General features: G+C 60.3%; 19 protein-coding genes. 6 read left to right on the top strand and 13 right to left on the bottom strand.

Features of this window, described 5'->3' with window-relative positions:
- Window positions 1–31 precede the first annotated feature (31 nt).
- Entirely contained in the window at window positions 32–1,174 is a 1,143-nt protein-coding gene (gene pdxB / locus FEZ21_RS11605; protein WP_003447236.1) for a 4-phosphoerythronate dehydrogenase PdxB, read from the top strand.
- Between the two features lie 140 nt (window positions 1,175–1,314).
- Here the strand turns inward: pdxB and FEZ21_RS22470 are convergent, their stop codons facing one another.
- Window positions 1,315–1,491: a PA1571 family protein gene (locus tag FEZ21_RS22470; protein WP_003447239.1), complete on the bottom strand. Its 177-nt coding sequence runs from the start codon at window positions 1,489–1,491 to the stop codon at window positions 1,315–1,317.
- A gap of 229 nt (window positions 1,492–1,720) precedes the next feature.
- On the opposite strand from FEZ21_RS22470, the gene FEZ21_RS11610 reads away from it, so the two are divergent.
- Window positions 1,721–3,496: an ABC transporter transmembrane domain-containing protein gene (locus FEZ21_RS11610; protein WP_165439657.1), complete on the top strand. Its 1,776-nt coding sequence runs from the start codon at window positions 1,721–1,723 to the stop codon at window positions 3,494–3,496.
- A 67-nt stretch (window positions 3,497–3,563) separates the two neighbouring features.
- On the opposite strand, the gene FEZ21_RS11615 is transcribed toward FEZ21_RS11610, so the two are convergent.
- Together FEZ21_RS11615 and FEZ21_RS11620 are read right to left on the bottom strand one after the other, a co-directional pair.
- Window positions 3,564–3,845, bottom strand: coding sequence for a pyrimidine/purine nucleoside phosphorylase (locus tag FEZ21_RS11615; protein ID WP_010656155.1), 282 nt, complete (start codon window positions 3,843–3,845; stop codon window positions 3,564–3,566).
- A 79-nt stretch (window positions 3,846–3,924) separates the two neighbouring features.
- A complete protein-coding gene (locus FEZ21_RS11620; protein WP_003447245.1) occupies window positions 3,925–4,467 on the bottom strand; it encodes an exonuclease domain-containing protein in 543 nt (180 codons plus the stop codon).
- 180 nt (window positions 4,468–4,647) lie between these two features.
- On the opposite strand from FEZ21_RS11620, the gene FEZ21_RS11625 reads away from it, so the two are divergent.
- Entirely contained in the window at window positions 4,648–5,466 is an 819-nt protein-coding gene (locus tag FEZ21_RS11625; RefSeq protein WP_369826376.1) for a substrate-binding periplasmic protein, read from the top strand.
- A 45-nt stretch (window positions 5,467–5,511) separates the two neighbouring features.
- Here the strand turns inward: FEZ21_RS11625 and FEZ21_RS11630 are convergent, their stop codons facing one another.
- The 4 genes from FEZ21_RS11630 to dsbD all read right to left on the bottom strand — a co-directional run bounded on the left by FEZ21_RS11630 (window position 5,512) and on the right by dsbD (window position 9,687).
- Window positions 5,512–6,060: an RNA polymerase factor sigma-70 gene (locus tag FEZ21_RS11630; protein ID WP_003447249.1), complete on the bottom strand. Its 549-nt coding sequence runs from the start codon at window positions 6,058–6,060 to the stop codon at window positions 5,512–5,514.
- A 259-nt stretch (window positions 6,061–6,319) separates the two neighbouring features.
- The gene (gene dsbG / locus FEZ21_RS11635; protein WP_003447252.1) at window positions 6,320–7,096 is read right to left on the bottom strand and encodes a thiol:disulfide interchange protein DsbG; all 777 of its coding nucleotides are present in this window, start codon (window positions 7,094–7,096) and stop codon (window positions 6,320–6,322) included.
- Entirely contained in the window at window positions 7,075–7,947 is an 873-nt protein-coding gene (locus FEZ21_RS11640; protein ID WP_160627157.1) for a TlpA disulfide reductase family protein, read from the bottom strand. Before FEZ21_RS11640 ends, dsbG begins: the two co-directional genes overlap by 22 nt.
- Window positions 7,948–9,687: a protein-disulfide reductase DsbD gene (dsbD, locus tag FEZ21_RS11645; RefSeq protein WP_003447258.1), complete on the bottom strand. Its 1,740-nt coding sequence runs from the start codon at window positions 9,685–9,687 to the stop codon at window positions 7,948–7,950.
- A gap of 163 nt (window positions 9,688–9,850) precedes the next feature.
- Between dsbD and FEZ21_RS11650 the strand changes: the two genes are divergently transcribed.
- From FEZ21_RS11650 to cycA, 3 genes are all read left to right on the top strand, one after another.
- Window positions 9,851–10,528, top strand: coding sequence for a response regulator (locus FEZ21_RS11650; protein WP_003447260.1), 678 nt, complete (start codon window positions 9,851–9,853; stop codon window positions 10,526–10,528).
- Window positions 10,525–11,850 (top strand): ATP-binding protein, encoded by a 1,326-nt coding sequence (locus FEZ21_RS11655; RefSeq protein WP_178092371.1) that lies wholly within the window; start codon window positions 10,525–10,527, stop codon window positions 11,848–11,850. The genes FEZ21_RS11650 and FEZ21_RS11655 overlap by 4 nt, the downstream gene beginning before the upstream one ends.
- Before the next feature lie 329 nt (window positions 11,851–12,179).
- Entirely contained in the window at window positions 12,180–13,586 is a 1,407-nt protein-coding gene (cycA, locus tag FEZ21_RS11660; RefSeq protein ID WP_160627159.1) for a D-serine/D-alanine/glycine transporter, read from the top strand.
- Here cycA and FEZ21_RS11665 read toward each other — a convergent pair.
- From FEZ21_RS11665 to FEZ21_RS11690, 6 genes are read right to left on the bottom strand one after another with little or no spacing between them, the layout of a single operon-like run.
- Entirely contained in the window at window positions 13,583–14,494 is a 912-nt protein-coding gene (locus tag FEZ21_RS11665; RefSeq protein ID WP_160627161.1) for a metal ABC transporter solute-binding protein, Zn/Mn family, read from the bottom strand. The two genes, cycA and FEZ21_RS11665, sit on opposite strands and share 4 nt — an antisense overlap.
- Window positions 14,495–15,394: a metal ABC transporter permease gene (locus tag FEZ21_RS11670; protein WP_003447279.1), complete on the bottom strand. Its 900-nt coding sequence runs from the start codon at window positions 15,392–15,394 to the stop codon at window positions 14,495–14,497. It abuts the gene before it with no gap.
- On the bottom strand, window positions 15,394–16,146 hold the full coding sequence (locus FEZ21_RS11675; protein ID WP_160627163.1) for a metal ABC transporter ATP-binding protein: 753 nt from the start codon (window positions 16,144–16,146) through the stop codon (window positions 15,394–15,396). The genes FEZ21_RS11670 and FEZ21_RS11675 overlap by 1 nt, the downstream gene beginning before the upstream one ends.
- Window positions 16,143–17,075, bottom strand: a complete 933-nt coding sequence (locus FEZ21_RS11680) for a metal ABC transporter substrate-binding protein (protein ID WP_160627165.1) — start codon at window positions 17,073–17,075, stop codon at window positions 16,143–16,145. The genes FEZ21_RS11675 and FEZ21_RS11680 overlap by 4 nt, the downstream gene beginning before the upstream one ends.
- A gap of 26 nt (window positions 17,076–17,101) precedes the next feature.
- A complete protein-coding gene (locus FEZ21_RS11685) occupies window positions 17,102–17,656 on the bottom strand; it encodes a DUF6162 family protein (RefSeq protein ID WP_160627167.1) in 555 nt (184 codons plus the stop codon).
- Window positions 17,653–17,958 (bottom strand): hypothetical protein, encoded by a 306-nt coding sequence (locus FEZ21_RS11690; protein ID WP_369826388.1) that lies wholly within the window; start codon window positions 17,956–17,958, stop codon window positions 17,653–17,655. The genes FEZ21_RS11685 and FEZ21_RS11690 overlap by 4 nt, the downstream gene beginning before the upstream one ends.
- Window positions 17,959–17,970: the final 12 nt, after the last annotated feature.

Consider the following 17,970-nt stretch of genomic DNA (forward strand, 5'->3'; position numbering starts at 1 on the left):
CTACACTGCCACTCCGCCAAAGGAGCCTGCCATGTTGATTGTTGCTGACGAAAATATTCCGCTGATCGAAGAGTTCTTTGCCGGCTTCGGTGAAATACGCCGTCTGCCGGGACGCCAGATCACGCGTGCAGACGTGCATGCTGCGGATGTGTTGCTGGTGCGCTCGGTGACCAGGGTCGATCGCGATTTGCTGGAAGGCAGTGCGGTACGTTTTGTCGGTACCTGCACCATTGGCACCGACCATTTTGATCTCGATTACTTTGAACAGGCAGGTATTGCGTGGTCCAGTGCCCCGGGCTGCAATGCCCGCGGCGTGGTGGACTATGTGCTCGGCAGCCTGCTGACCCTGGCCGAAATCGAAGGTGTCGATCTTATTCAGCGCACCTACGGGGTTATTGGCGCCGGGCAGGTGGGCGGGCGTCTGGTCGATGTGTTGCGGGCACTGGGCCTCAAGGTACTGGTCTGCGATCCACCGCGCCAGGCGGCTGAAGGTGGCGACTACGTCAGCCTTGAACACATCATCGAGCACTGCGATGTGCTCAGTTTGCATACTCCGTTAAGCACCAGCGGCAGCTTCCCGACCCGGCATTTGCTTGACCGCCAGCGCCTGGACCGGCTCAAGCCGGGGACCTGGCTGATCAACGCCAGTCGCGGTCCGGTGCTCGACAATAAGGCGCTGCGCGAAGTCCTGACCCGGCGCGATGACCTGCAGGCAGTGCTCGATGTGTGGGAGCACGAGCCTGAGGTGGATCTGCAACTGGCGGACATGTGTGTGCTGGCGACGCCTCATATCGCCGGCTACAGCCTGGATGGCAAGCAGCGGGGCACGGCGCAGATCTATCAGGCACTGTGCGACTTCCTCGGGCAGCCGGCTGTGGTCAGCCTGTCAGACTTGTTGCCGGCACCCTGGCTGGCGAGGGTCGCACTGAGTGCCAATACTGATCCGGGCTGGGCCCTGGCTATGCTGTGTCGGGGTGTCTATGACCCGCGTCGCGATGATGCGGACTTTCGCCGCAGCCTGATCGGCAGCGTCGAAGAGCAGAAGCTGGCGTTCGACGGATTACGCAAAAACTATCCGGTACGTCGTGAGATAGAAGGCCTGGAGGTGCATGTCGAGGGCGAGTCGGTGGCCTTGAAGCAATTGGTCAAGGCGCTGGGCGGGGTGTTGGTTTAAGCACCGGGTACAAAAAAACGGCCCTTTCAGCGGGGCCGTTGTATGTTCTGCGCGCTGTTGCAGGAGTGGGCCGCGCGACGCATGGAACCCGGTTAAACCCTGTCGCCTGCATCGCGGGCAAGCCGCGCTCCTGCCGAGGATCAGTCTTTGTGCACAGGTTTGACCAGACGCAGCTCCAGTTCGTGGCAGGCGTCCTGAATCATCTCTTCAGTGATCGAAATTTCCTGGCCATTTTCATCGATAATGGCGCACCCCAGTGATTGCTTGGCTTGCGTACGAATCACTGGAACCGCTTGAGCATTGTGTTGCAAATCCATGGCCTGTCTCCTCATCAGGGTGTCTCGCTACTTTAGGTCCGTTTAGTGACCAAGCTGTGACATGGCTTGGCGACGGACCCAGTCCAACAGAAATATCCTGAAACTTCCACCCTCACTTTAGAACGATAATGCCTATGGCTTGTTGTCTCAGGTCATATTCAAAACGATTGAGAAAGGTTTAGCTCTGCGCAGCTGACTTCGTTGTAGGCTGTTTCACGCTTTTTTCTGGATGCCTTCCATGCTTTCTTCGCGTCAACGCCGGGCCATTCGCTTGGCCGCCCATTTTGTAGCGCCTTATCGTTGGCAGGCGGTGGGTGCCTTGCTGGCCCTGATCGTCACTGCGGGTGTCACCCTTTCGATGGGGCAGGGCATTCGTCTGCTGGTCGACAAAGGCTTCATGACCCAGTCGCCACACTTGCTCAACCAGTCCATCGGTTATTTTCTGCTGCTGGTGCTGGCTTTGTCGGTGGGTACATTTGTGCGCTTCTATCTGGTGTCCTGGATTGGTGAACGGGTGGTGGCTGATATCCGGCGACAGGTGTTCAACCACCTGATCGGCCTGCATCCGGGCTTTTATGAGAACAATCGCAGTTCGGAAATCCAGTCGCGGCTGACCACCGACACCACGCTGCTGCAATCGGTGATCGGGTCGTCCTTGTCCCTGTTCCTGCGCAACAGCCTGATGGTGATCGGTGGTGTGATCCTGCTGTTTATCACCAATCCCAAACTCACCAGCATCGTGGTGGTCGCGCTGCCACTGGTACTGGTGCCGATCCTGTTCTTTGGCCGCCGCGTGCGCACCCTGTCGCGCCAGAGCCAGGATCGTATCGCCGATGTCGGCAGCTACGTGGCCGAAGCCCTGGGCCAGATCAAAACGGTCCAGGCTTACAACCACCAACAGCAGGATCAACAGCGCTTTGCCAGCACCGTCGAAAATGCATTTGCCACCGCCCGCAAACGCATCCTGCAGCGCTCATGGCTGATTACCCTGGTGATCCTGCTGGTGCTGGGGGCGGTTGGCGTGATGCTGTGGGTCGGCGGCATGGACGTGATCGCGGGGCGCATTACCGGCGGTGAGCTGGCGGCATTCGTGTTTTACAGCCTGATCGTCGGCAGTGCCTTTGGCACCCTGAGCGAGGTGATCGGCGAGCTGCAACAGGCTGCGGGAGCAGCTGAGCGAATTGCCGAGCTGCTGCAATCGAAAAGCCTGATCATGGCGCCGAGCAGCGATTTGCTGGTATTGCCCCGGCGGGTGGCCGGTAACTTGCAGCTTGAGAACCTGTACTTTTCTTATCCGTCACGGCCTGAAAGCTATGCCATTGAAGGGCTGAGCCTAACGATCAATGCGGGCGAAACCCTGGCTCTGGTGGGGCCATCGGGGGCAGGCAAGTCGACGTTGTTCGATTTGCTGCTGCGTTTTTACGATCCCCAGGCGGGCCAGGTCCTGCTCGAAGGTTTGCCCATTACCCGGCTGGACCCCCACGACCTGCGCCGTTGCTTTGCACTGGTGGCGCAAACCCCGGCCCTGTTTTTCGGCACCATTGAAGACAACATCCGCTATGGCAATGCCCTGGCTACCGACGCCCAGGTCGAAGCCGCGGCACGGATTGCCCATGCCCACGATTTCATACAGCAAATGCCCGAGGGTTATAAAACCCATCTGGGAGATGGCGGTCTGGGCTTGTCTGGCGGGCAGCGTCAACGGTTGGCCATTGCCCGGGCGCTGCTGGTGGATGCGCCGATTCTGCTACTGGATGAGGCCACCAGTGCCCTCGATGCGCAAAGTGAGCACTTGATCCAGCAAGCCCTGCCGAGCCTGATGCAAGGCCGCACCACGCTGGTCATCGCCCACCGCCTGGCCACCGTACAAAATGCCGACCGGATTGCGGTGATGGATCAGGGCAAGCTGGTGGCGATAGGTACCCACGCGCAATTGATCGCCAGCAACCCGCTGTATGCGCGGCTGGCGGCGTTGCAGTTCAATGTGGATATGGGCACGCAATGACGTGTAGGAGCGAGCTTGCTCGCGAGCTCTTTAAACAGCTCGCGAGCAAGCTCGCTCCTACAGATTTTTAGCGGTATTCACACAGGTAAGCAGTCTCAACCACGACCTTGAGCTGGAACTTGCTGTTGGCCGGTACGTTGAACTGGCTGCCGGTGGCGAAAGTCTGCCACTGCTCGCTACCTGGCAGTTTGACGCTCAACTCGCCCGATACCACGTGCATGATTTCGCGCTCGGCGGTGCCGAACTCGTATTCACCCGGGGCCATGACGCCAATGGTGGCTTTGCCTTCGGCTTGTGCGAAGGCAATCGACTTGACGGTACCGTCGAAGTATTCGTTGACTTTAAACATGGCGATTCCTCGGAATGGGCTAAAAAGGGCTGGCCAGTATGCAGAAGCCGTTTTATCCCGTCACGCCATTTTATGGCCGCTAAACCTTGAGGATCAGCGGCAACAGGCGGGCAGTGTTACGGGCATCTTCCAGTGCCCGATGCTGCTGCCCGTTGAACTGCATGCCTGCCAGTTGCAGGGCACTGTTAAGCCCCGGCGCACTCTTTAGCTGGCGGGCCTGGGCAAATTGCTGCTTGAGGTTCATGTGTGGCAAACGAGCCAGCGCACTGTCGAGTTTTTTCTGCTGCCATTCCTGCTCCAGCTGCTTGCGGTCGTAGTCACCCCAGCTGGCCCAGCCTTCAAGTTTGGGCAGGTGCTGGCCGAGCCAGCGCTCGAACTGCTCCCAGACCTGCGGCAGCGGAGCCCCGGCATCAATATTGGCCTGGGTGATACGGGTCAGATGACGGCAAAAAGGGGTCAGCAGCGGACGCCGTTGCGGGCGGATAAAGCGCTGGAAGTGGTCCACCTCCCGCCCGGCTCGAGTGACTACACTGGCGCCGATTTCAATGACTTCCATTTCTTCTATCGGCCAGCCGCCATCATCGGTAGTCGCTTCCAGGTCAATAACCAGCCAGTGAGGCATGTGCAGCTTCCTTAAACAGCATCGGCGTTGAGAAGGGGAGCGTAGCTAAAGCAGCGCAAATTTGTAGTGGGCCGGTCCGGCTCTTGCTTGATAACCTGTGCACCCTTAAATTACGCGCACGCATGATGTCAGGTTGTGCGCAGATCAATAAGTTCCAGTGATGGGCTCGACCAGGGGTGCATGGCTTTGAAGTGTTTGCCAGTGTGGATGGTCCATTGTGCAGTGCTGTCCTTGGGCACATTTTTTCTGACACCCGCCTGGGCTGTCCAGGAAGTCAGAGTGGGGGCGGCCCATTTTCCGCCCTATACCGTGCGCCCGGAAATCGGCGTCGATACCGGCCTGTTGCCGCAACTGCTCGACGCCCTGAATCAATTGCAGGGGGACTACCACTTCGTCATCGTCCCTACCTCCAATGCTCGGCGCTACCGTGAGTTCGAGCAGGGGCGCATGGACATGGTGCTATTCGAAAACCCGACCTGGGGCTGGAATACCATTGCGCATAATCCGGTAGACATGGGGCTGGAAGATGTCGAAGTGTTTGTCGCCAAGCGCCAGCCAGGCCGTGGGCAAACCTATTTTGGCGACCTGGCCAACAAGCGGCTCGCGCTCTTTAACGGCTATCACTATGCCTTTGCCGGATTCAATACTTCGCCCAAGGCCCTGACCGAAAAATTCCACGCCAGCCTGACTTACTCCCACGCCAGTAATTTACAGATGGTCCTGCGCGGGCGGGCAGATATCGCGCTGATTACCCGTTCCCATCTCATCGACCTGCTGAACAAGAATCCGCAGATTGAACCAACGGTGCTGGTGTCCGACCGGGTCGACTATATCTACCATCACTACGCATTATTGAGTCCCCGGGCGCCGATCCAGGGTGCGCAGTTGGCGAAGATGCTGCAGGCGCTGCGTGACAACGGCCAGTTTGCCTCGATCTTCGCGCCTTATAAAATTGCCCAGGTACCCGCGCAAATACCCGGGGCCCAGGCCGTACCCTAGGGGCGCCGGGTATTTGCCGCAGCGAGTTCCTGCAGGTGGGGGTTCTCAGTGTCTGGCAAAGATATCCGGCTGGGTTCCCGACACTTTTCGGCAATGCACCAGCGCATCCCGAATCATGAAGTTCACCAGGGTCGGTGATACTCCCAATTCCTTGGCGATATCTTTTTGCTGCACGCCGTGCAGGCGATACATCTCGAAGGCATAACGGGTTCGGCTCGGCAGTTCGGTCAGGGCGACCGCGATGTGCTCCAGCGTCGAAAAATTGATGTGTGAGGTTTCTGGAGACGCGCCGTGAATGACCACATTCAAACCTTCCTCTTCAGTTCCCGAATACTTCTGTTCGAGCGCCTGCTTGCGGTAGTGGTCAATCGCCAGGTTGCGCACGATCTGGAACAAGTAACTCAGTTGCGCCTTGAATGATGAAGTGATCTGCGGCGCAGACTGCAAGCGGAAGAAAGCGTCCTGCACCACATCTTCAGCCCTGGATCGGCAGCCGGTGATACGAGCTGCGATTTTGACCAGGATCAGCCGGTTATCAACGAAGGCTTGGAGTAGGGGTGAGTCGCACCTGCTTGTGGACACTTGTTCCGTCATGGAGATCACCTGTTGCGAGTGAATGAGTGCAGGGCTCGGTAAGCGTCCTACACAGCTCGCAACAAACTAGGCTGAATGATAATTATTGTCAATTGAGAAAGAGAATTAATGGCGCTTGAAATGGGGGATTGAGAGGTTGTTCACATCGCCCGGCAGTGCCTCTAAAACGCCACTATTGGCCGCTCCCATGCTCTGTCCGGCACAACCGTTCTCAAGGCAAATCTGCAGGAGCGAGCTTGCTCCTGCAGGCATTGCGGGGTTATTTGGGACCGAGGATTTTCACCAGTTTGTCCGGTGACGGTGCGCCTTGCTGCTGTTGCAGGTTGCCTTGCTCGTCGAGGTAGAAAATCGCCGGGGTGGCCGACACATCGAGGTCAGTCATCAACTGTGCGTTGGCATCCAGCTTGGCTTGAACGTCAGCCGGGATCTTGGTCAGGGGCTTGAGCTTGCTGGCCTTGCCGGCTTGCTCATGTTCGTGCAGGGCCTGCTGCGGGTCTTTGGCGGCCAGCAACGCAGCAGATTTTGCCGGGCTGTCTTCGCGGATGATGCCGACCATGATATGGCGCAGCTGTACCTTGCCCGACTCTACCCATGGACGGGCCTGTTCCCAGAACATGTTGCAGTACGGGCAGTTCGGGTCGCTGAACAGGTAAACGATGCGCGGTGCATCTTTCTTGCCGTCGGCAATCCAGTTGCTCTTTTCCATATTGGCCCAGACCTGCTTGGCCATCGGCTCGTACACCAGCTTTTGCAGCGGTGCCAGGCTCAGGTCCTTACCATCAGCGTCATACAGATTGCCCACCAGCACGTTTTTGCCATCCGGGGTCAGATACAGGGCCATGCCACGGTTCTGGTACTGGGCGGCATAGCCACGCATGCCGCTGGGCGCATCGAAACTGCCAATGATTTTTGCACCTTTGGCTTCAATCTTCTTGATCGGCGCCGGCCACTCTTCAGCGTGCACCAGCGACGATTGCAGCAGGGCGGCGCCCAGCAGGGTGGTTATGCTCAGGTTTAGCAGTTTGCGGTTAAACATTTTTGCAGATTCCTAGCAGGGTCGGCCTGGTGGGCCGACATTGAATTGTTCTGGTCGAAGCTTTCCAGCGCACGGGCCAGGCTGGCTTCGGACAGCTCGCCCAGATGACTGCCCAGCAGGCGGCCTTCAGGACTGTAGAACAGGGTAGTGGGCAGGGCCATCGAACCCACTTTTTGTGCCAGTTGGCCGCCGCTGTCGAACAGCACGTTGCTGAGGTTCAGACCTTGGGTTTCAAGGAAGGTGCTGACGCTCTGCATGCTCTCGCCCTGATTGACGAACAGGAAGGTCACGTCCTGGTGTTGATGCTGAGCGTTTTGCAGCACCGGCATTTCCCGGCGGCAAGGCGGACACCAGGTGGCCCACAGGTTGATGACCAGCGGGCCGCCCTGATAACTGCTCAGTTGCACCGATTCGCCACTGGCATTGCGCAACACCAGTTCGGGCATGCGTGTGCCTTGTTCGTAGAGGCTGGACGAGAACGTGGCCAGCAGCCAGAACGCCAGGCCAGTACCCAGCCCCCAGCCCAGAGGGCGCCGCAGCCCCTGGCGGCGCCAGCCCCAGATCACTGCGCCGATCACCACCGCCAAAAACCCCGGCCACAACACAAAACCACCGTCGCGCAGGTCGAGAATCTGCAGCAGGTCCTTCTGGAAGTAGCGCCAGTAGCTGATCACAAAGCCGATGCGGGCCACCAGTAAACCCAGCAAGAACAGGCTGAACAACACTGACTCAGGGTTTTCGCCACCGCGTTTGGCCACCCGCCAACCCACCAGCGTCGCCAGGGCGAGCGCCAGTATCAGCAGTAAGTGGTTGATGGCCAGGGCAAATGAACCAATGGTCAGAGTGAGCATTTAGAGGAGTTCCCGAGTGGCATTCCAGTTATTCAAAAAGGTCTCGGCGTTGACTTCGCCGGTGATGCGTTGCCCACGTCGCTCTGCACCGTCGGGGCCGATCCAGATGAAGCTGGGAGGCCCGGGGACTTGATAGCGGCTGAGCAATTCGCGGCTGGCGACATTATCGGCGGTCACATCAAGACGCAACAGGCGCACGCCCTCTAGCGCCTGCATCACCTGAGGCTTGGCAAAGACCTGTTTTTCCATGACCTTGCAGGACACACACCAGTCGGCGTAGTAATCGAACAACACCCATTGCCCTTGTTCCTTGGCACTGGCCAGTTCGCGCTCGAGGCTGGCGGGGTCCTTGATGGTGATGAAGGCATCATGGGCAGTCGTGGCGCTGCTGCCGGCGACTGTTTTGGCGGTATACACCTGCAACGGTTGCCACAGATCGGAACCGCCACCGGCTGCTCCCACCAGTAACAGGCTGCCCCACAGACCGGCCAGCAGACTGAGCGGGCTGAACAGCATTCTGGCGCGCAGGAAGGTCTGCGCCTGTTGCCACAGGCTGCACGCCACCAGAACCAGCAACACGCCCCACAAGCCGACCCACAGGGATTCGTCGAGCACCGGGCGGACCAGCAGCAGGGCCGTGCCCAGGAACAGGAAGCCGAACAGGCCTTTCATCAGGTTCATCCAGGCCCCAGGCTTGGGCAGGAAGCGGCTGCCGACGGTGACCAGCAGCAACAGTGGAACGCCGATGCCGAGCCCCATCACAAACAGCACCAGGCCACCTTGCACGGCATTGCCGCTTTGCGCGATATACAGCAGGGCGCCGGCCAGCGGGGCGGTCATGCACGGGCCGACCAGCAAGCCGGACAGTGCGCCAAGAATGCCCGCACCCAGCAGGCTCCCGCCTTTACGCCCGCGGCCGGCGGTTTCCAGCCGGTCACGCAGCGCTGCGGGCAATTGCAGTTCGAAGAAGCCAAACATTGGCAGCGACAGCACCACGAACAGGGCGGCAAAGCTGCCCAGTAACCAGGGTTGTTGCAGCAGTGATTGCAAGTTGGCGCCCAGCAGTGCGGCCAGCACGCCCAGCCCGGCATATACCAGCGCCATGCTGATGACGTAACTGCCTGCCACTGCAAAGCCGCGTCCGGCGCTGGCGCCGCTGCCCACCACCAGTCCGGCCAGAATCGGCAGCATCGGCAGCGAGCACGGGGTAAAGGCCAGCAACAGGCCCAAACCGAAGAACAGCAGCAAGCTCCAGCCCAGCGAGCTCTGTTGCAAGCTGGCGGCCAGGGACTGGTCCTGAGCCTGGCCTTGCGCTGCAACCGGTGCAGTGCCGCCCAGGTCCACTGTCTGGCTCTGCGGCGGGTAGCACAGGCCGGCATCGGCACAGCCTTGCCAGCTGACTTTGACCTGGCCGCTGGCACCTGCCGGAATCAGCAATTCAAGGCTGTCGCGATAGACCTGGGTCTCGCCAAAAAACTCGTCGCTGTGTTCCTGCCCTTGTGGCAGCGCAGGCTTGTGCGCTTCGTCCAGGCCGTCAAACTTCAAGCGCTTTTGATACAGGTAATAGGTGTCGGCGACCTTCCAGTGCAGGCGGGTTTCGCCGGACGGCATGGCTTCAGAGCTGAACTCGAAGGCTTTATTGGCAGGCAGGAAGTCGGGCTGTGCGAAAGGATCGTCCGTGCCCTTGGCTTGAGCCAGACCGGCGAAACACACCAGCAACAAAGTCATCAACAAACGCATCTTTAAAACCTTAAGCAATCACAAGTGGCGCTACAGTGCTGGCAACCCATTAACTGATTATTAAACGTTGTACAGTCAGTTGGCCCGCCATCGGCCCTTTAACGGCATAATCGGGCCTTAATCCTGTCGCCTTTTAATCGGCCACATTTACGCGGGTATCAGCATGCATGTACTGGTTTGCGAAGATGACGAACTGATCGCCAGCGGCATTGTGGCCGGGCTCACGGCTCAGGGCCTGACGGTGGAGCACGTAGGCACCGCAGCAGCGGCCAGGGCCATGCTCAAAGTGGCGGAGTTCGATGTGATGGTGCTCGACCTCGGCCTGCCGGATGAAGACGGCCTCAAGCTGTTGCAACAGCTGCGTCAGCAAGGCTTCGAGCTGCCGGTACTGGTGCTCACCGCACGGGACTCGGTGACTGACCGGGTCGATGGCCTGCAGGCCGGAGCCGATGATTACCTGCTCAAGCCCTTTGATCTGCGCGAGCTCGCGGCCCGTTTGCACACCCTGTTGCGCCGGGTGGCCGGGCGCAGCGTCAATCTGATCGAGCATGGTCAGCTGAGCTATGACCCCAGCAGCCGCGTGACCCTGCTTGCCGGTCAGCCGGTGGACTTGTCACGTCGGGAGCAGGCGCTGTTGCAAGCCTTGCTGCACAACCGTGGTCGGGTGCTGTCCAGCGAGCAGCTCAAGGACAGCATTTATGGCTTTGGCGACGAACTGGAGAGCAATGCCCTGAACGTACATATCCATCACCTGCGCCGAAAGCTGGGCAATGGCATTGTCGAAACCGTCCGTGGTCTGGGCTATCGCCTGGGCCCGGCCGATGGTGTCGGGCAGCCATGATGAGTATGCGACTGCGTTTGAGCCTGACCATCGGCTCGGCGTTCGTGCTGGTCTGGGCCCTGGCCGCCGCCTGGATGCTCAGCGACCTGCGTCAACAAATGATGTTCTCCCTTGATCAGCGGCTGGTGGCATCGGCGCGGATGGTGGCGGGGTTGCTGGAGCAGCTGCCGCAATTACCGGTCAAAGGCGAGGGCACCCATTTCAGCGCTGAACAACTGACCATCCCGGGTGGCATGGCCTGTCAGGTCAGCTCCCTGCGCGGCGAGATTCTGGCCCGCAGCCACAACAATCCGGACCAGCCAATGCAGTCCGAGGCGGCCGGTTTCCATGATCAGGTCATCGATGGTGCCGTGTGGCGTACTTTCACCCTGGACCGCGGCGATGTACGCATCACCACCGCTGACCGTCAGGTCGAACGCGAAGCGCTGAACCTCTCGGTATTGCTTGCGGCCTCGGTGCCGGTGGGCATGGCGTTGATGGTTTGCCTGCTGTTGTTGTGGCTGGGTATCGGTCAGGGGCTGGCGCCTCTCAAGCGCATGCGTGAAGCCTTGATGCGCCGCGATGCCGATTCGTTGCAGCCCTTGCAGATCGAACCGCTGCCCAGTGAACTGAAACCGCTGCTCGACTCCCAGAACCAGCTGTTGTCGCGCATCGCCAAAGCCATCGAGCGCGAGCGTCGCCTCACGGGGGATGCTGCCCATGAACTGCGCAGCCCGTTGACGGCGATCAAGACCCATCTGCAAGTGGCGCGCATGACCGAAGGCGCCGCGCGTGACAAGTCCCTGGCCCACGCTGAAGCCGCCACTGACCGCTTGCATCGAACCCTTGAACAATTGCTGCTGCTGGCGCGGGTGGAGGGCAGTTTGTCGTTCGATGACGGTGTGCTGTGTTCGGCCGAGCAGGTGGCACGCCTGGCCATCCACGATGCCGCGAGCGGGGCGGCCGAGCGCATTGACCTGCAACTGCCAGAAGGGTTGCCGGGCACGGCACTGGAGGTGCCTTCGGTACTGGCCATTGCCGCATTGCGCAACCTGTTGGACAACGCCCTGCGTCACACCCCGGCAGATACCCAGGTCGAACTGCAACTGCGGGTTGAGGGCCGCTCGGTGCATTTTATGGTGCGCGACCACGGGCCGGGCATCCCCCCGCAAACCCTGCAACACATGACCCAGCGCTTCTGGCGCAATGGCAACAGCAACGGCTGTGGCCTGGGGCTGGCCATCGTGCAGGCGATCGTCGAGCGTTGTGGCGGCGACCTGAACTTCGACAGTCGACCGGACGGGTTGCGGGTTGACCTGCGGATGCCGTTGAAAACCCCTTGAGCTGACTATGTGAGCCGGCTTGCCAGCGATATGGGCACCTCGGACTATCTGAACGTGCCGGTGACCCCATCACTGGCAAGCCAGCTCCCACAGGGTAAGGGGCTGGCTTTTTTTCAAGGGTTTTATTGATCTGAATCTTGTCGCTCAGCGATTTTTCTGGAACGATCCCTCCCTCCAATAAACGCCCGGGACAGCGCTTTAACAGGCGCTTGTGCAGTGTTTAAGACGCTGCCAAAGCATGCTCTCAGCCCTTCTTTCAGGCCGATAAACACCGTGTTTATCCGGTTTGCGGACCCCGTAAAAGACCAAGAACTCAAGGTAGAAAAACAATGAAGGATTCAACGCTGAATCACCGACCGGACGGGGAGGAGCCTGAACTCAAACGCAGTCTGTCCAATCGTCATATCCAACTGATCGCCATTGGCGGTGCCATCGGCACCGGCCTGTTCATGGGCTCGGGTAAAACCATCAGCCTGGCCGGCCCCTCGATCATTTTTGTTTATATGATCATCGGCTTCATGCTGTTTTTCGTCATGCGCGCCATGGGCGAACTGCTGCTATCCAACCTCAATTACAAGTCCTTCATTGATTTTTCGGCCGACCTGCTGGGCCCCAGGGCCGGCTATTTCACCGGCTGGACTTACTGGTTTTGCTGGATCGTGACAGGCATTGCCGATGTGATTGCGATTTCCGGCTATACCCAGTTCTGGTTCCCGGACATCCCGCTGTGGTTGCCGGCCATCGCTTGCGTGGCGCTGCTGCTGTCGTTGAATTTGATCACGGTGAAAATGTTCGGTGAACTGGAGTTCTGGTTTGCCATGATCAAGATCGTGGCCATTTGCGCGCTGGTCTGCACCGGCCTGTACATGGTGGTTACCGCTTTCCAGTCGCCGACCGGCAACACCGCCTCGGTGGCCAACCTGTGGAATGACGGCGGCATGTTCCCCCATGGCCTGATGGGCTTTTTCGCCGGGTTTCAGATTGCAGTCTTTGCTTTTGTCGGTATCGAGCTGGTGGGTACAACTGCCGCCGAAACCAAGAACCCTGAACGCAACCTGCCACGGGCGATCAACTCAATTCCGCTGCGCATCATCATGTTTTATGTGTTCGCGCTGATTGCGATCCTGGCCGTTACCCCCTGGCGCGATGTGGTCGCCAACAAAAGCCCCTTCGTCGAACTCTTCATGCTCGCCGGCCTGCCTGCAGCCGCGGGCATCATCAACTTTGTGGTACTGACCTCTGCGGCTTCATCGGCCAACAGCGGGGTGTTCTCCACCAGTCGCATGCTGTTCGGCCTGGCGCTGGAGGGCGAAGCGCCGAGCAAGTTTAAAAATCTTTCCCGACGGGCAGTGCCCTCCAACGGTCTGATCTTTTCCTGCATCTGTTTGCTGGCGGGTGCGCTGGTGATCTATCTGGTGCCGAACCTGATGGACGCGTTCACCTTGATCACCACCGTCTCGGCGACCCTGTTCATGTTTGTCTGGACCATGATCCTGCTGTCCTACCTGGCATATCGCAAAAAAAGCGATCACCTGCACCAGGCATCGCGCTACAAAATGCCGGGCGGCAAGTTGATGGTCTGGGTTTGCCTGACCTTCTTTGTCTTCATCCTGGTACTGCTGGCCCTTGAGGACGACACCCGGCAGGCGCTGTATATGGTACCGGTATGGTTTGTGGTACTGGGCCTGGCCTACCGCTTTGTACGGCGCAACAAGATGCTGACCCAGGACCGCTAGTCTGCAGTCGTTGTCAGTACTTTCACAATTGCGTCGATGTTGCCTTGCAGTTCCGCCACCGGATCGGCGCCATCGGCGCTGACCACCACCAGTTCACTGCCGCCTTCGGTCACCGCAGCCTGCAACGCTGCGGACGCCGGGCGGTGATCCAGTACCAGGGCTACGTCATTGTCCTCAAGGGTCTGGCTCAAGGCCTTGAGTGCCTCGGGCGTCCATGGCTCATCGCCTTTGTGGTGTACCTCGACACGCTCCAGGTTGAGCCCGCCAATCAAGTAGTCCAGGCGGTCCGACAAGCTCACCACGCTCAAGTTGTCGGCCCCGGCCAGTCTGGCTTCGCTATCGGCGCTGAGTTTGAGCAGACGCTGTTTGAGGCTCGCCAGATTGGCTTCAATTTGCCCTTTGGCGGACGGCGCCAGGCGCACCAGGTCTGCCGCGATCACGTCAGCCATTCGTCCCATATTGTTACTGGCCAGCCAGGGCTGACTGTTCAGCCCGTCGGGGTGGTTGCCCGGCTGCAGGGCGATGCCTGGCAGGCTGCCATCCACCGGGCGGGCGGCGTCGACCTCAACGATGCGGATATTGCTGCGCCGCGCCATGGGGTAGAGCGGGTCGTCGCTCCACACCGAGCGCAGACCGATCACCGCATCGGCATTGAGCGCCAGCTGGTGCAGGGCCGATGCGCCGCGACCGCTGAAGTAAGCGCTTTGGCGACTGCCGGGCAAGTTGGCCGCCGCCGCCCGTTCCAGGGCGATGTTGCTGTCCTTGACCAGCAGTTGGCCCAGCCCGTAGGTAATCGGCAGGCTGGCGAGGATTCGCAGCGGCGCGCCGCTCGTGTCGGCCGCCTGCAGCGGGGTGCTGAGCAGGCCGGTGATGGCCAGTGCCAGAGTCAGTTTGCGTAGGCTAGACATTTATCCAATATTCCCTTTCAGGCTGGGTACCACGCCACGGGCGATGGCTGCCAGGGCGAAAGCAATACCGGCCACCAGAATGATCGCGGCGCCGGACGGAATGGGCAGGTCGAACACGATGGGCAGCAAGATGCCGCACAAGGTACTGAGGGTTGCGATCAACACCGAAATCCAGAAAAAGCCTTTCAGTGACTGGCTGAGCAAGCGTGCCGCCGCCGCCGGAATCACCAGCAGGGCGCCTACCAGAATGGCCCCGATCACCTTGACCGCCGCGACGGTAATCAGGGTCACCAGAATCACGAACAGATAGTCCAGGGTCTTGACCGCCACCCCGCGCACGGCAGCCAGTTGCGGGTTGAAACTGGCGAGCATGATGCGGTTGTACAGCGTCAGACTCAGGCCAAGAACCAGCGCGCCGACTATGGCCAGCACCAGCAGGTCGTTGCCGTTGACCGTCAATACCGAGCCAAACAACACGTTTTCGAGGATGTGCACGTTGATCTTGCCCGCCAGAATCAGCAGCAGGCTGGCACCCAGTGCCAGGGACACCGAGAGGAACACCCCGATCAGCGTGTCGGGGGCCAGGCCGGTGCGGTTGCGCAGGTAATTGAGTGAAATGCCGAACAGCAGGCAATAGCCGAACAGGCTGCCATAAGGGCCGGTATAGGGTTCGCCGAGCAATATGCCGATGGCCACCCCCGTCAGCGCAGCATGGCCTACGGCTTCGGAGAAAAAGGCGAAACGCTTGACCACCACCAGCGTACCGAGGCCGCCCAGCACCGGGCCGATCAGCAACCCGGCAAGCACGGCGTTGACCACAAAACCGTAGGCCAGAACCTCTGGCAGATACCCGGCCGAAGCCCAGCCCTGAACCATCACACGGAATGCTTCGTAGCTCATCAAAGGGTGCTCCCGCGGGTTGCCGGATGGGTCGAAAACAGGCTCAGCAAGCGCTCCGGGCTGAGGGTTTGTTCCGGTGGGCCATCGAACAGCACCTGGCGATTAAGCCCGGTGACGCGATCGGCCAGACGCTTGACGGCCGCCAGGTCGTGCTCGATCCACAGTACCGTCACCCCGCTGGCGCGCCAGTGCGCCAGCAAGCGTTCAAAGACCTGAGCCCCGGCTTCATCCAGGGCCGACATCGGTTCATCCAGAACCAGCAGTTGCGGGGCCGGAATCAGCCCCTGGGCCAACAACACGCGCTGGCGCTCACCACCGGACAACGCGCCCATGCGCCGCTTGCGCTTGTCCTGCATGCCCACTCGCTCCAGTGCCTCGCCAATGGCCGGGGCGACCTTGGGCGACAGTCCCATAAAGGCCGGGCGCCGCTGGCACATGGCAGCCATAAAGTCGTCGACGGTCATCGGCAAGCCGCGATCAAACTCCAGTGCCTGGGGCACGTAGCCGATCAGCCCCGGCTCACCGGGCCAGTTCAGGCCCAGGCGGCCCTGGTGCGGCATTTGCCCGAGCAGGGTTTTGATCAGTGAGCTTTTGCCACCGCCGTTGGGGCCGACCAGTGCATGCACGCTGGCGGGGCGAATGCTGAAGCTGACCTGGTCGAGGATCAGGGTGCGCCCCAGGGTCAGGGACACTTGATCAAACTCGATTCCGGGCCCGCTGGCGGTAACACTCAGGTGTTCGGCGGCACTCATGCTCCGGCCTCCTGGATGGCCCTGACCACGGTGTCGAGGTTGCCGGTCATTTCTTTTTCGTACTTGTCGGCGCTGTAGTCGCCATAGGAAATATGCGACAGCGGGTACAGCCTGACCCCGGACTCGCGTTGAATGGTGTCGACATAGCTGGACGGGAAATCCATCTCGGAGAAGATCACTTTCACATCCAGCTCCCGCAGTTGATCGATGGTTTTCTTCAGCTGGCTGGGGCTTGGCTCGATGCCGTGCGCCGGTTCGACCACGGCGGTGACTTCAAGGCCGAATTCGCGCAGCAGGTAGTCATAGGCGGCGTGCACCGTGGCCACCCGCAAGTCAGCGTTGGGTGCCTCGGTCAGCTTGGCCAGTGCGTCAGCGCGCCTCTGGCGCAGGCGTTTGCCGTAGGCGCGGGCATTGGCGGTGTAGGTTTTGGCGTTGGCCGGGTCGAGCTTGCCCAGTTCGCGGGCGATGTTATTGACCTGAGCAATCGAGGCGCTGATCGAGAGGAAGGTGTGGGGGTTGACCACCTTACCTGCGCCTCGCGCAGCGTTGCCGGTGGCGGCCAGCAGCGGCACATTCTGGTTGGCTTCGATGACCGCGATCTGGGGTTTTTCGCTGGCTGCAATCATGCGGTCGGCGAAGTCGTCATGCCCCACGCCATTGAGCACAATCACATCCAGTGTGCCGATGCGTTTGATGTCTTCGGCCCGGGGCTCGTAGGCATGGGGGTTGAAGCCGGCGGGAATCAGCGGCACCACTTCGGCCTTGTCGCCGACGATATTGGCCACGTAGCTGTAGTAGGGATGCAGGGTGATGCCGATGCGCAGCGGTTTGGCCAGCGGGGCGTCGGCAGCTGCCAGGGGGGTAATGCAAAAGGCCAACAGGCCGGCCAGCAGCAGGCTGCGGCGGCGCAAAACAGATGCAATGGACATGACAAGCCTCAGGTAAAACGGTGGGTTCAGTGCCGATGCTGGCGAGTAACCCCGGCATCGAACTGCGCGATCACTTGCTGCCAGCCGCTGCGGTTCAGGGCGGCATCGCTGAAGTCGGTCGGGGCGCTGGCGCCGGGATTGCGGTTTAGCCACACATCCGGATCGGTGCCTATGCGCAGCAAAAACGAGCCCGCCACCCCAGGGTCGGGACTGATGCCCAGATAGGCTTTATCCCCCAGCAATTGCCAGGCGTGGCTGCCCCGGCTGACGGAGCTGGCATCGATGGCAAAGGGCGCAAAGCCTTCTGCGCCCAGTTGCTCGGGTTGTGCCAGGGCGCCGGACTCTTCACTGAGCAGCTGAATCTCGTCCAGGGTCACTCGCAGGTCGGCGTAGATGCCCTGTTCGGCGGCGTTCAGATCCCGCCGTGCATCCAGCTGGTGGGCGGCCACTGCAGTCACTTCCAGGGATTCATGACGCCAGGCCACCACTGAGCCGGCCACGACCAGAATCAGCAGGCACAAGAGCAACACATACAGGGTTTCATGCCCGGCCCCTTCGGGGCGTACGACTTGAGTGGTCATGGGGTCTCGATATCGGCTTGATCGATTTCAACGATGTGCCCGGGTCCCGCGTCGAACAGCACGTAAAACTCGGCATCCGGGCGCTTGAAGGTCATGCTCGAGTCCGGCCCCAGCTTGCCCGGTACCAGGATGGTCTCGTCGTAGCCGATCACATCCAGGGTCACTCCCGGCGCGCCGCTGCCATCGGAAAACCCGCCGGTACAACGGATTTGCCCGTCTTCGACGCTCTTGCACTCGCACATCGGGTTGTGGGCCAGGGCCTGGCCGCTGAGGCCCAGCAAAGCCAGGAGCCCGGCTGTCATGGCCGGGCGTAT

The organism is Pseudomonas sp. 9.1(2019), assembly GCF_009910445.1.
Classification (GTDB): Bacteria; Pseudomonadota; Gammaproteobacteria; order Pseudomonadales; family Pseudomonadaceae; genus Aquipseudomonas; species Aquipseudomonas paraversuta.

Bases quoted from the DNA above. Each gene is read 5' to 3' on its own strand.
- FEZ21_RS11690 (WP_369826388.1), bottom strand. From the start codon at position 17,958: ATGACAGCCGGGCTCCTGGCTTTGCTGGGCCTCAGCGGCCAGGCCCTG.
- dsbG (WP_003447252.1), bottom strand. From the start codon at position 7,096: ATGTTTAACCGCAAACTGCTAAACCTGAGCATAACCACCCTGCTGGGC.
- dsbD (WP_003447258.1), bottom strand. From the start codon at position 9,687: ATGCGTTTGTTGATGACTTTGTTGCTGGTGTGTTTCGCCGGTCTGGCT.
- FEZ21_RS11620 (WP_003447245.1), bottom strand. From the start codon at position 4,467: ATGCCTCACTGGCTGGTTATTGACCTGGAAGCGACTACCGATGATGGC.
- FEZ21_RS11680 (WP_160627165.1), bottom strand. From the start codon at position 17,075: ATGTCCATTGCATCTGTTTTGCGCCGCCGCAGCCTGCTGCTGGCCGGC.
- FEZ21_RS11615 (WP_010656155.1), bottom strand. From the start codon at position 3,845: ATGTTTAAAGTCAACGAATACTTCGACGGTACCGTCAAGTCGATTGCC.
- FEZ21_RS11625 (WP_369826376.1), top strand. From the start codon at position 4,648: ATGGCTTTGAAGTGTTTGCCAGTGTGGATGGTCCATTGTGCAGTGCTG.
- cycA (WP_160627159.1), top strand. From the start codon at position 12,180: ATGAAGGATTCAACGCTGAATCACCGACCGGACGGGGAGGAGCCTGAA.
- FEZ21_RS11655 (WP_178092371.1), top strand. From the start codon at position 10,525: ATGATGAGTATGCGACTGCGTTTGAGCCTGACCATCGGCTCGGCGTTC.
- FEZ21_RS11685 (WP_160627167.1), bottom strand. From the start codon at position 17,656: ATGACCACTCAAGTCGTACGCCCCGAAGGGGCCGGGCATGAAACCCTG.
- FEZ21_RS11640 (WP_160627157.1), bottom strand. From the start codon at position 7,947: ATGCTCACTCTGACCATTGGTTCATTTGCCCTGGCCATCAACCACTTA.
- FEZ21_RS11675 (WP_160627163.1), bottom strand. From the start codon at position 16,146: ATGAGTGCCGCCGAACACCTGAGTGTTACCGCCAGCGGGCCCGGAATC.
- pdxB (WP_003447236.1), top strand. From the start codon at position 32: ATGTTGATTGTTGCTGACGAAAATATTCCGCTGATCGAAGAGTTCTTT.
- FEZ21_RS11665 (WP_160627161.1), bottom strand. From the start codon at position 14,494: ATGTCTAGCCTACGCAAACTGACTCTGGCACTGGCCATCACCGGCCTG.
- FEZ21_RS11610 (WP_165439657.1), top strand. From the start codon at position 1,721: ATGCCTTCCATGCTTTCTTCGCGTCAACGCCGGGCCATTCGCTTGGCC.
- FEZ21_RS22470 (WP_003447239.1), bottom strand. From the start codon at position 1,491: ATGGATTTGCAACACAATGCTCAAGCGGTTCCAGTGATTCGTACGCAA.
- FEZ21_RS11670 (WP_003447279.1), bottom strand. From the start codon at position 15,394: ATGAGCTACGAAGCATTCCGTGTGATGGTTCAGGGCTGGGCTTCGGCC.
- FEZ21_RS11630 (WP_003447249.1), bottom strand. From the start codon at position 6,060: ATGACGGAACAAGTGTCCACAAGCAGGTGCGACTCACCCCTACTCCAA.
- FEZ21_RS11650 (WP_003447260.1), top strand. From the start codon at position 9,851: ATGCATGTACTGGTTTGCGAAGATGACGAACTGATCGCCAGCGGCATT.